The organism is Ignavibacteriota bacterium, assembly GCA_016218045.1.
Taxonomy (GTDB): Bacteria; Bacteroidota; Ignavibacteria; order SZUA-365; family SZUA-365; genus JACRFB01.
In genome coordinates this window covers 93,294-105,899 of sequence record JACRFB010000031.1, presented here as the reverse complement: position 1 = coordinate 105,899, position 12,606 = coordinate 93,294, and the positions used below count along the sequence as shown (strand labels likewise).

Below are 12,606 nucleotides of genomic sequence, written 5' to 3'. Positions count from 1 at the left end.
ACTTTTCCCCCATCACATGGCTAGCTCTATTACCCTCTTTCCCTTCCCCCTTCCCTCTACCCTCTTCCCCCATCCCCCTCCCCCCATCCCCCTTCACCATTCTCCCTTTCCCCTTCTCGCGGATAGTGTTAGATTTCATGCATGGAAGCCCTCAACCTGTTCGGACAAACACTCGACGAGTTGCGCTCGCTGTTACAGGAGCGCGGAATGCCTCGGTACCGGGCGGAGCAGGTGTTTTACTGGATGTACAACCGGCGCGTCACCGATTTTGGGCTGATGACAAATCTGCCGAAGGCGGAAAGAACAGCTCTGGCTGAAAGCTTCCGCATCACACATCCGGTGATCGCAGGCGAACAGAACAGCGCAGATGGAACCCGGAAATTCCTGTTTACACTTGAAGACGATTTGCGTGTCGAGACGGTGTTAATTCCGTCGGAGACCGAGGAAGCGGGCAGGCCGAAACGGCTGACTCTCTGTCTCTCGACGCAGGTCGGGTGTCCGCTCGACTGCGCGTTCTGCGCCACCGCCTCGATGAAAATGCGCCGCAACGCGCGCGCCTGGGAAATCGTGGGACAGTATTTCGGGGCGCTCGCCGCGAGCGGCCAGCGTATCACGAATCTCGTGTACATGGGCATGGGCGAACCGATGCTCAATTACGACGAGACCATGAAGTCGATCGACCTCATCACGCATGAAACCACCTGCGGGGTGGGATCCGCCCATATCACCGTGTCGACAGCGGGTCTGGTGGACGGCATACGACGCATGGCCGACGAACAGCGCAAGGCCAAACTCGCCATCTCGCTGCACAGCACCGACGATGCGCTCCGGTCGGTCCTCATGCCCATTAACCGCAAATACCCTCTGTCGGAATTGATTGCGGCAGCCGAGTATTACTACCGCGCAACGAGACGTCGCATAACGTGGGAGTACATCCTGTTCGACGACCTGAACGACACGGAGGCCGACGTGCAACGGCTGCTGCGGCTGATGCGGCGCGTCCCGTCGAAGGTGAATCTGATACCCTTCCACCCCATCGACTCCGCCCTCTCGCATCCGCCGCGCCTCGAACTGCGGCCCAGTCCTCCGGCCCGAATCGAACGTTTTGCGGAGGCGCTGCGCGCGGGCAATGCGACCGTGATGCTGCGCAGCAGTTCGGGCCGCGACATCGACGCCGCCTGCGGGCAGCTCGCGGTGCGATCCCACATCCGGAAACGCGCGGTGACGACGTCATGACGGCGTTTGGCATCGACCGGCTCGGCGCACGCACATTGCGTTTCGTCCGCGAAGTGGGCGAGGTCGCCTCATTGCAGGTTCGCATCATCCGCAGCACGTACCGGATATGGCGCGACCGCCGTCTCGTGTTCGAGCAGATGGCGCATATCGGCGTGGGCTCGCTTCCACTCGTTCTGATTATCGGACTGTTCACCGGCATGGTGTCGTCGTGGCAGGCGGCCTATCAATTCCAGGGCATGATCAGCTTCTCCCTCATAGGCGGTGCGGTGAGCCGCGCGATCTTTATCGAACTGGGCCCCGTCCTCTCGGCCATCGTCATCGCCGGACGCGTGGGCGCATCGATCGCCGCGGAACTCGGCACGATGAAAGTGACCGAGCAGATCGACGCACTCGAAAGTATGGCCATCGACCCCGTGCGCTATCTCGCGATGCCGCGTTTTGTGGGCGCGGTGATCATGATGCCCGTGCTTGTTGTCTTTGCCAATGCCATAGCGCTGATCGGGGCCTTCCTCGTCGCGAACTTCTTCCTCGGCATCACCTCACAGGTGTTTTTCGGAAGTGTGCAGCGGTTTTTCGAATCGAAGGATGTGATCTCTGGTCTTGTCAAGGCCGTCGCTTTCGGAGGCGTGACCTCGATACTGGGCTGCCATATCGGCTTCCGCACAAGCGGCGGCGCTGAAGGCGTCGGTCTCTCCACCATCCGCGCCTTCGTCATTTCAGCCGCAATGATTCTGATCCTGGATTATGCCCTTTGGATGGTCATTTTCTGAGCGTAGTGCGGTCTGAGATCGATTTTCATCTCGAATGCCGATCTGTTCTGAACACAGCGGTGCAAGACGGTACACGCATGAGAACAGGCGAGAGGCAGCTTCCGTGGGACCATGTTCTGCGATGGCGGGAAGGGCTAGCCACGTGAGGAGACAGCAGCAGGGAACGGGTCCGACACGTATTTGCCTTGTTCCCACCGGGGTGCGGTGGTATTTTGTTATGATGTCGCGAAACGATTCCCGCTCCGGGCGTGTTCAGGCATCAGTCCCATTAGATTACGGAAGACACCATGGAAGGCAATTTCTCGAATAGAGTGCAGGAAGTGATCCGGCTCAGCCGCGAAGAGGCATTGCGGCTCGGTCACGATTATATCGGGACGGAACACCTGCTCTTGGGGGTTATCAGGGAAGGCGAAGGGATCGCCGTCAAGATTCTGCGGAACCTTGGCGCGGATCTGTATAAAATCAAAAAGACCATCGAGGACACGGTCCGGTCCTCCGGCGGCACACTGACCATCGGAAACATCCCGCTGACGAAGCAGGCCGAGAAGGTGCTGAAGATCACCTATCTCGAGGCCAAGCTCTACAAGTCGGAAGTGATCGGCACCGAGCATCTCCTCCTGTCGCTGCTTCGTGACGACGACAACATCGCGGCGCAGATCCTCGCGCAGTTCACCGTGCAGTACGATACAGTCCGCAACGAACTCGACAATATCCTGAGCGGCAAACCGTCGCAGGCCCCGCGCGGCGAGGCCTCGTCGACTCCGTCGGAGCCGGCACGTGGCGGCGCCGCGGGCGGATCCGGTGGCGAGCGCCGTTCCGAACGGACGAAGACACCCGTGCTCGACAATTTCGGACGCGATCTGACCAAGTTGGCGATCGAGGACAAGCTCGATCCGATAGTCGGCCGCGAGAAGGAAATCGAACGGGTGGCCCAGGTCCTTTCCCGCCGCAAGAAAAACAATCCGGTGCTCATCGGCGAGCCCGGCGTGGGCAAGACCGCCATCGCCGAGGGTCTCGCGCTGCGCATCATCCAGAAAAAGGTCTCGCGCGTGCTGCACAACAAGCGCGTCGTGACCCTCGACCTTGCGGCCCTCGTCGCGGGCACGAAGTACCGCGGCCAGTTCGAGGAGCGCATGAAGGCCGTGATGAACGAGCTTGAAAAGGCGGCCGACATCATCCTCTTCATCGACGAGCTGCACACGATAGTGGGCGCAGGCGGCGCGTCGGGTTCGCTCGACGCATCGAACATGTTCAAGCCCGCCCTGGCGCGCGGCGAGATACAGTGCATCGGCGCCACAACACTCGACGAGTACCGTCAGTACATCGAAAAGGATGGCGCGCTCGACCGCCGCTTTCAGAAAATCATGGTGGATCCCACCACCGTGCCCGAGACGATACAGATTCTCCGCAACATCAAACACAAGTATGAAGAGCATCACGCGGTGCGCTTCACCGACAAGGCCATCGAGGAGTGCGTCCGTTTGAGCGACCGCTACATCACCGACCGCTACCTGCCCGACAAGGCGATCGACGTGCTCGACGAAGCGGGTGCACGCGTGCATCTGCAGAACATCGTCGTGCCACAGGAGATCGTCACCTTCGAGGAGGAGATCGAGAAGATCAAGCTCCAGAAGAACCAGGTCGTGCGAAACCAGAACTTCGAGGAGGCCGCGCGCCTGCGCGACATCGAGAAGCGCCTGCTGCACGACCTCGAGGAGGCCAAGCGCAACTGGGAAAGCGCATCGCAGTCGATCGTGCACGATGTGGACGAGGAGGTGATCGCCGACGTCGTCTCGATGATGACCAGCATTCCCGTCAACCGCATCGCGCAGTCGGAATCGCAGAAATTGCTGAGCATGTCGGAAGAACTCAAACGCGAGATCATCGGACAGGACGAGGCCATCGACAAATTGAGCCGCGCAATTCGCAGGACACGCGCCGGTCTCAAGGATCCTTCCCGTCCCATCGGTTCCTTCGTGTTCCTCGGTCCGACAGGTGTCGGTAAAACCGAGATGGCCAAGGTGCTCGCGCGCTACCTGTTCGATTCGGAAGACGCGCTTGTGCGCATCGACATGAGCGAGTACATGGAGAAATTCTCCGTCTCACGCCTCGTGGGCGCGCCTCCGGGCTATGTCGGCTACGAGGAAGGCGGCCAGCTCACCGAAAAAATCCGGCGCAAGCCTTACTCGGTCGTTCTGCTCGACGAAATCGAGAAGGCCCACCCCGACGTGTTCAATATCCTCCTGCAGGTACTCGACGATGGTCTCATCACCGACGGACTTGGACGCAAGATCGACTTCAAGAACACGATCCTGATCATGACGTCGAATGTCGGCACGCGGGAAATCAAAAAACACGGGCAGTTCGGTTTCGCCGAAGCCCCCCGCGAGGAGAACACGTACAACGACATGCGGCGCACGCTCGAGGATTCGATGAAGCGCCTGTTCAATCCCGAATTCCTGAACCGTATCGACGAGACCATCGTTTTCCATCCCCTGTCGAAGGATCACATCTACTCGATCATCGACATCGCGACGCGCAAACTGTTCGAGCGCATCGACCACATGGGACTGCGCATCGAGTTCACGCAGGAGGCAAAAGATTTCATCGTCGAAAAGGGCTACGATCCGGCCTTCGGCGCGCGTCCGTTGCGCCGGGCTCTGCAGACCTATGTCGAGGATCCGCTGGCGGAAGAAATCCTCCGCGGCAATTTCCCCGCAGGCAGCAACGTGAGCGTAAGTTTCAACGCCGAGGCGGGCGCGCTCGCCTTCGGTCACGCCGCCGATTCGGCTCCGGCGCCCGCGCCGCTGAACGAACCGCCCGCGGCCAACACGCAGTCCGAATCAGACGAGCCGGTGCTCGAGGGCGAGAGCGGTCAGGACAAACCCTGAGATTCGTTCCTCCACAGAAAAAAAACAGGCAGCGCCATACGACGCTGCCTGTTTTCTTATCGTACCAGCCGCCTGCGTCAGTTATTCCAGGCGCGGAGCGAGAAACGCGGTATAACCGCCTCGAACGTGGAGCCGTCCTCACGCTGCATGAGATACGTCCCCTCCATCGAACCCTCGAACGATTTGAGCACGCAGAAGCTGTTGTACTGGTGATTTGCGCCGGGGGCGATGACCGGCTGCTGGCCTACGACACCGTCGCCCTCGACCACATACTCCTCACCAGCCGAATCGTGAATCTGCCAGCGGCGGCGCAGGAGTTGGACGTTCGATGTGCCGTGATTCTCGATGACGATGAAGTACACGAAAAAAAACTCGCGTTTGAGAACATTGGACCGTTCCTCGAGGAAAAACGGCTGCACGCGAATGGTGACTCCCTGGGTTGTTTCTGTGTATGGTACCATGGTCGACCTCCTCTCTCGTGTTATCGAAGTTGCGAGGACATTGCCCCGTCCCTTCACCACGTAACGCGGGATCAGGGTGGGAAGTTTCCGGGGATACCGATCAGTACCGATCGAGCTTGAAGCTTTCGCCGAGATAGATGCGGCGCGCGTCGGCGTCGTTTGCCAGTTTTTCCGAATCGCCTTCCATGAGGATATCGCCGTCGAAAAGCAGGTAGGCGCGATCGACGATGGAAAGTGTCTCATGCACGTTGTGATCGGTGATCAGCACACCGATATTCCGCTGTTTGAGCGCGATGACGATGCGCATGATGTCTTCGACGGCGATGGGATCCACGCCCGCGAAGGGTTCGTCGAGGAGGATGAAGCTCGGGTTGGTCGTGAGGGCGCGCGCGATTTCGGTGCGCCGTCTTTCCCCGCCCGACAACATGTATCCTTTGCTGTTCCGAATGTGCGCGATGTTGAAATCGACCATCAGTTCCTCGGCGCGCCGCTTGCGTTCGTCCCGGCCGACGCCGGTCACCTCAAGGATGGCGAGCAGGTTTTCCTCCACCGTCATCTGGCGGAATACCGACGCCTCCTGAGGCAGATATCCGATGCCCTTGCGCGACCGTTTGTACATGGCCAGCGGCGTGATACGTTCGCCGTCGAGGAACACCTCACCCTCGGTCGGTTTGATCATCCCGGTGATCATATAGAACGTGGTGGTCTTGCCCGCCCCGTTGGGCCCGAGCAAACCGACGATCTCGCCCTGCTGCACGGACACGCTGGCGCCCTTCACGACATACCGCTTGCGGTATCGTTTCTTGAGGCCTTCGGCCCGGAGGAGGCGCGGCGTTGCGTTCATGCAGGCAATCTAGCCGCTCGTGGCATCATGTCCAACCCGTTGCGTAAGGTCGGGTAGACGGAACAATTCCACGGCGTTGCGCGTTGTCACTTCGGCGACGTGTGCGAGACTGCAGCCCCGCAGCTCCGCGAACTTCGCCGCGATCAGCGGGATCCGCTCCGGTTCGTTTCTCGTTCCCCTGTGCGGCACGGGGGCCATAAACGGCGCGTCGGTTTCAAGAAGAATGCGGTCGTCGGGCACTCGTGCGAGAACATCGGACAGAGTGCTCTTTTTATACGTCACATTGCCTGTGAAGGAGATGTGAAACCCGAGCGCGAGCACACGTTCGGCGTACGCGGGGGAGGATGAGAAGCAGTGGAACTGGCCGCGCAGCGCTCCATCCTGATGTTCGGCGCATATCGCCAGCAGATCGTCGTCGGATTCCCTGTTGTGCAGGATGACAGGCAGATCGAGCCGTCGGGCGAGGGCGAGCTGCGCATGCAGGGCCTCCCACTGCCGTTCCTTCGGCGAGTAGTCGTAGTAGTAGTCGAGGCCGATCTCGCCGATGGCCACGCAGCGCCTCCGCATCGCGTGTTCCTCGATCATCTCGAGCGCGCCGTCGGGGAGCGCGGCCGTGTCGTGCGGGTGCACGCCCGCGGTCGCGTACACGCCCTGATGCCTGTCCGCGATATCGGCCGCGCTGCGCATGGTGTCGAGCGTGGTGGCGGGCACGATGAAGCGCCCCACGCCGGCCGCGCGCGCGCGCGTAAGCACCGCGTCGAGGTCCTCGACAAAGTCGTCCCAGAACAGATGGCAGTGGGTGTCAATGAACTCCATTTCGATCCCTCCAGAATGACATCGCGGCGAAAGAGACGGCCGAGGCGCGCTCTTCCTCGTGCCAGACGTCGTAGGCGAGCAGGGACGCGCGGTCGGGCACGGCGATATCGAGGAAGGTGCTGATACACGAGAATCCGTCGATGCGCGTGCCGTTCATCGTGGAACGGAGCTGCGCCACAAAATCGGGATAGTCGAGCCGCGCGAGCGCGTCGAGCTGCCGCGCGTCGGAGGCCCGCACGCTGTCGAGCAGCGCGGCGGCGTCTTCGGTGTCGCCGAATTTCCGGCCGAAATGCGACCAGTCGACACTTACGACGTACGCGACACGGCGGCCGGACTCGACGAGCGCCTCGCGGAAGCCGGACACAAAACGCCGGTACCGGGGATCGGCCTGCGGTCCTCCCGACTCGAGCGTGTATTCGAAGGAGGTGCAGAGCACGGGCAGGATGCGGGGCATACGCTCGCGGAAGACGTGCTGCAGGAAAAGAATCTGGAACTCGATAGAGTGCTCGCGCCTGTGGGCCGCATCACGGCCGGTGAACTTGTCGCCTGTTTTTTCACGCAGCAGCGACAGAAGTTCCGTGTCACATCGCGCGACGCCGAGCGGCGTTTCGAAGTGTTTTCCCGTGAGGAGAAACAGATCCTCGCTCGAGTAGTGACTCGTGCCCAGCACGACCACGGTGTCGGGTTCCGCGTCGCGCAGCGATGCATAGGCGGGGACGTACACATGCGGACCGATCTTCAGATCGATGTGTGGAGCCAGGATTCCGATCGGCGCCGCGTGCTGGGAAGCGGCGGCATCCACGAACAGCGCATCAAAAAACGCCTTCAGTTCCGGCGCCTTCGACGGATACGATTGTCCCGCGTGGACGGCAGGCCGCACTGTGAGTTTCGCAAACGCGGCGTCTTCCCTGGCGCGGAGTGCTTCAAAGCGCTGATTGTGCAGGAATCCCGCGTTGTCGAGCAGGAGCGCGAGGCCGGCTATCTGTTCCGCGGGCAGGCGCACCGCATCGGCGTCGAAGATGCGATCGCTGAGTTGTGTCGCGTTCAGCTCGCCATCGAAGGCGAGCATCAGCGTCCACGCCTGCAGCGAAAGCGAGAGAACACGCTCGCTGTATCCGTTCGGATCACGAAGTATAAGGATCTGCTCGCCTTCCGATTCGACGGGAACCGGTTCAAGATCAAGGCGGAGCGGTGGAATAGGATGCGTCGTGTAGTCGCTGTTCTCGCGATCGGTCATACGGTTGGATTTCTAGGTGGAGAAAACGCCGCGGCCGCCGGGAAAATTCCGGTCCGCATTACATGGAAAAATCCCGCGCACAATAAGTTCGTGCGCGGGTGATGCCGTCATGACACGGACTCCGCGCGCGCAATCCCGCCCGCCTCGTGGCATTGCGGATAGAGCAGGCAACTGACGAGACGTCCCTCCGCGACCGTCGCAAGCCGTGGCTGCACAAAGGCGCACGCGGGCTGCGCCTCGGGGCAGCGGGGATGAAAGGGACATCCCCCGGGTATATCGACGGCGCCCGGCGCTTCGCCATGCAGCACGGTATGCGCGACAGGACGGCCCGGCACCGGCGCGGGCATGCTGGCCACCAGCGCCCGCGAATACGGATGAAGCGGTTCGGTTGTGACGGCGGCCGCCGGACCAATCTCGACGATGCGTCCGAGATACATCACGGCGAGATCGTCGGCGATATGCCGGAGCACGTGCAGGTCGTGCGAAATAAAAAGATAGGTCAGTCCGAATTTTTCCTTGAGATCGAGCAGCAGATTGATGATGGCCGCCTGAATCGATACATCGAGCGCGGACACGGGCTCGTCACACACGATGAACTCGGGTTCGACGGCCAGCGCGCGTGCTATCCCGATACGCTGCCGCTGGCCGCTCGAGAACTCGTGCGGATATCTGCGTGCATGGAAGGTGTTGAGCCCGACCGTCTCGAGCAGTGCGCCGATGCGCGCGTCGGTGTCGCGCGCCCGCGCGGCGATGCCGTGGACAAGGAGAATTTCCGACAGCATGGCCCCGATCGAGAGCCGCGGATTCAGGGAGGAGAAGGGATCCTGAAAGATGATCTGCATACGCTTGCGGATGCGACGCAGCTCCTCGCGCGGAAGGGCCAGCACGTCGAGGCCGTCGAAGGACACAGATCCGGCTGTTGCTTTGACCAGCCGGAGCACGACCCGCGCAAGGGTGGATTTTCCGCAACCGGATTCGCCTGCGAGTCCGAGTACACGGCCCCTGTCGATGGTAAATGTGACCCCGTCGACCGCGCGCAGGTACGAGGTGGACGCCGCTGTCCATCCGTTCTGAAGCGGATACCATTTGTGTACGTCACGAACGTCGAGTATGGGCATGGAATGGCTGCGTCGATCCTCGTTGGAAGATACGCGGAAAGCCGCACCTCGTCAAGGCGCCGGGAACGCAACAAGCGCATTCCGCGCGCGTACACGGGAGGATGTGCCCGAAGGTTTTTCACGTTCGCCCAAAATTCGCGATACTTGAACCATGACACTGAATCGCCGACTACTGTTCCTGCTCTCGGGTGTGACCTTCGCGGCCGATTTTGTCTACATGATCGCGCGGCAGGCCCTGGTGCGATCGTCCGCCGGAGGCGACCTCTTCCACGGACTGCTCCTGCTTGCCGGGGCTGGGACCTTTGCGGTGGCCTGGACGCGCCGTCAGCGGGACGGCGAACCAAATCCTGTGCAGATGATCGGCAGTACCGTCATCACGGCGACAGTGCTGCTCGTGACCCTCGGACTGTTCCGCATCGGCTCCATGATCTCGTTCGAAAACATGGACGGACGGCTCGTGCCCGACGGCATTACGAGTGTGATCGTCACCCTCATCATGGGCATCGCGTCGGGCATCGCGTCGATCCTGCTCCTGTTCACGTTCACCGAGCTGATCTTCATCAAACGCCGGCGCAACACCCGGCGCAACTACCTGGTGATGCTCGGATTTTTTGCGGCCTACGCGCTGGTCTTTTCGATCCTCTCCATCCGGCAGGAAGAGGGCGGCGCCACGTACATCTTTGTGTCCTTCGGTCTCGTGTTGATGATGGTGGTGAATTCGTTCCGGTTCTCGTGGATCCTGGTGCTGACCCGGCGCGAAAAACTCGCCAATCTCGGACTCTCGTTTTTCGGCTTTGTGTTCTTCATCATCCTGGCGGTCGACGCCTCCGTGTTCGATCTCAGCGCCGCCGACAGCGACGTGTACAAATCGGCACTGGCGTACTTCCATCCCGTGATGGACGCATTTTTCTCGACCACGATGCTGTTCGGCGCGATATACATGGGACTCGGGTTCGCCAGCACCCTCATGCACCTTCCCACGGCGAAGGAATTCGACCGGAAGAAGGCTGAGATCTCGTCGTTCCAGAACATGAGCCGCCTTGTGACCGAAGTGTTCGACCTCGACGATCTGCTTTCGACATCGACACAATTGGCGCTCGATATCACGGAGGGCGGTTCGGCGTGGATCGAACTGTTCCCCGCCGAGGTGTACCGCGACACGCCCGAGCGGCCCGCCGACCGCGAAGCCGCGCTCGAGCGCACGCCGCTGCCCACCACCGTCTCGCTCCGCAACATGAGCGAGGAACAGCGCAACGCCCTGCGCTTGAGCGACGGGCGTCCGCTGCACGCACTCGTCCTCGAAACGGGGAAAGGTGTCACGATTCACGACCTTCAACGCGACCGGCGCATCGACCACACGGGCGCGGCGGTGCCGGCCGGCACACTCGCGCTGCTGCCGCTGCACGCGTACGGCGGCATTGTCGGACTGCTTGCGATCCATAAAAAGACCGCGTACGAATTCGACAAGGATCTGCTTCAGGGCGCGTCGGCCTTTGCCGACCTCGTGTCGGTGGCCCTCGAGAACAGCCGGCTCATAGCGGAATCGTTATCACGCGAACGGTTCAAGCAGGAACTGCTGCTTGCGCGGCAGATGCAGCGCAGCCTCCTTCCCTCCCTGCTTCCCATCGCCGAGACATACGACGTGTACGCCGAGTCGATCCCGGCCTTCGAAGTAGGCGGCGATTACTACGACATGGTCGCGCTCGACGAACGGCAGCTCGGCATCACCATCGGCGACGTGTCGGGCAAGGGCGTATCGGCCGCGCTGTACATGGCCCAGGTCAAGGGCATATTCCAGTCGATGAGCGGCGACATGACCTCGACGCGGGCGCTGCTCCGTCGCATGAACGACACCTTGTGCAGGACGATGGACCGGAAATCGTTCATCAGCCTGCTCTACGCCGTACTCGACATACAGAGCGGCTCCGTGCGATTTTCCCGTGCGGGACATTGTCCTCTTCTGTATATTTCCGGCGGCTCTTCCAGGTATTTGCGACCGAACGGCATGGGACTCGGACTCGACCCCACCGAAAGGTTCGCGGATTCCATCGAAGAGGAAGGGCTGGTCCTGGCTCCCGGCGACGTGATCGTGCTTTTCACCGACGGTGTGACGGAAGCACGGGACAAAAACGGCGAGGAGTTCCATTTTGAACGTCTTGCCGACATAGCGGAAAAACACGCGGGCGAAAGCGCGCGCAGCATTGGAGAGGCAATCATCGACGCCGTTCGCAGATTCACCGGCAACGGCGAAGCACTCGACGATCTGACCCTGCTGGTGCTCCGCTGGAACGGCACCACGACACGACACGAGACTATGACTGACGAACGATATTATTCCGCATCAGGAGGTTCAGCCGTATGAGCGATTTCAAGGTCGGAATCCGACAGATCGAAGGAGTGACGGTCCTGGATCTCAAAGGATATCTGGACGCGCACACCGCTCCTGATCTGGAACATGCATTTCAAAAAAGCATCGACAGCAGCCGGTTCAACCTGGTCGTCAATTTCCGCGATCTCGCCTACATCAGCAGCGCGGGACTGGGCGTGCTGATGCAGTTCATCGAGGACGTGCGCAAAAACAGCGGCGACATCAAGCTCACGAGCATGTCCCCGCGTGTGTACAACGTCTTCGACCTGCTCGGCTTCCCCATGTTGTACGAGATTTACAGCGAAGAAACCGAGGCGATCGATCGATTCCGGAACAATCCGGCGGACAGCCCGTACCAGAAACACGGAACGGGCGAGTAACTCACCGGGTAGCAGACCGTGACAACGTCGACTCCACACATCGAACGCACGCTGGAGATCAGCAGCAGAACAGAGCTGCTGGAACAGGCCAGGAGTTTCGTCTCCGAAGCCGCCCGCACATTCGGTTTCGGCGACGACGACGTATCGAACATCGAGCTGGCGGTTGACGAGGCCTGCACCAACATCATCAAACACGCGTACCGCGACAATCCCGACGGGCGCATCCGCCTCACCGTCAGCACGTCCGACGACCTGCGCTTCACAGTCGTGATCCACGACAACGGTGTCGGCTTTGATGCGACACATTACACGATGCCCGACATGCGGGAGTATTTCCTGAAGCCGCGCAAGGGAGGCCTGGGCATTGTGCTGATGAAACGATTGATGGACGAAGTGGAGTACGACGTCCGCCAGGGCCGTTCGAACAGCATCCGTCTTGTGAAGTACCTGCACCGCTGAAGCGCGGGGGCTCGGATTATCGGATG

General features: G+C 60.8%; 11 protein-coding genes. 6 read left to right on the top strand and 5 right to left on the bottom strand.

Annotation, left to right across the window (positions count from 1 at the left end; all coding sequences use genetic code 11):
• The first annotated feature begins 141 nt into the window (after positions 1-141).
• The 3 genes from rlmN (at position 142) to HY962_08665 (ending at position 4,897) form a co-directional block, all read left to right on the top strand.
• Positions 142-1,236 (top strand): 23S rRNA (adenine(2503)-C(2))-methyltransferase RlmN, encoded by a 1,095-nt coding sequence (rlmN, locus tag HY962_08675; GenBank protein MBI5646996.1) that lies wholly within the window; start codon positions 142-144, stop codon positions 1,234-1,236.
• A gap of 137 nt (positions 1,237-1,373) precedes the next feature.
• Complete coding sequence (locus tag HY962_08670) at positions 1,374-2,006, top strand: ABC transporter permease (protein MBI5646995.1); 633 nt, start codon at positions 1,374-1,376, stop codon at positions 2,004-2,006.
• A 287-nt stretch (positions 2,007-2,293) separates the two neighbouring features.
• Positions 2,294-4,897 carry an ATP-dependent Clp protease ATP-binding subunit gene (locus tag HY962_08665; GenBank protein ID MBI5646994.1) on the top strand — a complete coding sequence of 868 codons (2,604 nt, stop codon included), beginning with the start codon at positions 2,294-2,296 and terminating at the stop codon, positions 4,895-4,897.
• A 77-nt stretch (positions 4,898-4,974) separates the two neighbouring features.
• Here HY962_08665 and apaG read toward each other — a convergent pair whose 3' ends face one another.
• The 5 genes from apaG to HY962_08640 all read right to left on the bottom strand — a co-directional run bounded on the left by apaG (position 4,975) and on the right by HY962_08640 (position 9,373).
• Entirely contained in the window at positions 4,975-5,358 is a 384-nt protein-coding gene (gene apaG, locus HY962_08660) for a Co2+/Mg2+ efflux protein ApaG (GenBank protein MBI5646993.1), read from the bottom strand.
• 100 nt (positions 5,359-5,458) lie between these two features.
• Positions 5,459-6,202 carry an LPS export ABC transporter ATP-binding protein gene (gene lptB / locus HY962_08655; protein ID MBI5646992.1) on the bottom strand — a complete coding sequence of 248 codons (744 nt, stop codon included), beginning with the start codon at positions 6,200-6,202 and terminating at the stop codon, positions 5,459-5,461.
• A gap of 9 nt (positions 6,203-6,211) precedes the next feature.
• A complete protein-coding gene (locus tag HY962_08650; GenBank protein MBI5646991.1) occupies positions 6,212-7,018 on the bottom strand; it encodes a TatD family hydrolase in 807 nt (268 codons plus the stop codon).
• Positions 7,005-8,255, bottom strand: coding sequence for an AmmeMemoRadiSam system protein B (amrB, locus tag HY962_08645; protein ID MBI5646990.1), 1,251 nt, complete (start codon positions 8,253-8,255; stop codon positions 7,005-7,007). The genes HY962_08650 and amrB overlap by 14 nt, the downstream gene beginning before the upstream one ends.
• 107 nt (positions 8,256-8,362) lie before the next feature.
• Positions 8,363-9,373, bottom strand: a complete 1,011-nt coding sequence (locus tag HY962_08640; GenBank protein ID MBI5646989.1) for an ABC transporter ATP-binding protein — start codon at positions 9,371-9,373, stop codon at positions 8,363-8,365.
• Between the two features lie 151 nt (positions 9,374-9,524).
• Between HY962_08640 and HY962_08635 the strand changes: the two genes are divergently transcribed.
• Genes HY962_08635 through HY962_08625 form a run of 3 tightly spaced genes read left to right on the top strand, consistent with a single transcriptional unit; the run spans position 9,525 to position 12,580 of the window.
• A complete protein-coding gene (locus HY962_08635) occupies positions 9,525-11,735 on the top strand; it encodes a SpoIIE family protein phosphatase (GenBank protein ID MBI5646988.1) in 2,211 nt (736 codons plus the stop codon).
• Entirely contained in the window at positions 11,732-12,121 is a 390-nt protein-coding gene (locus HY962_08630; protein ID MBI5646987.1) for an STAS domain-containing protein, read from the top strand. Before HY962_08635 ends, HY962_08630 begins: the two co-directional genes overlap by 4 nt.
• Positions 12,122-12,139: 18 nt before the next feature.
• A complete protein-coding gene (locus HY962_08625; protein ID MBI5646986.1) occupies positions 12,140-12,580 on the top strand; it encodes an ATP-binding protein in 441 nt (146 codons plus the stop codon).
• Positions 12,581-12,606: the final 26 nt, after the last annotated feature.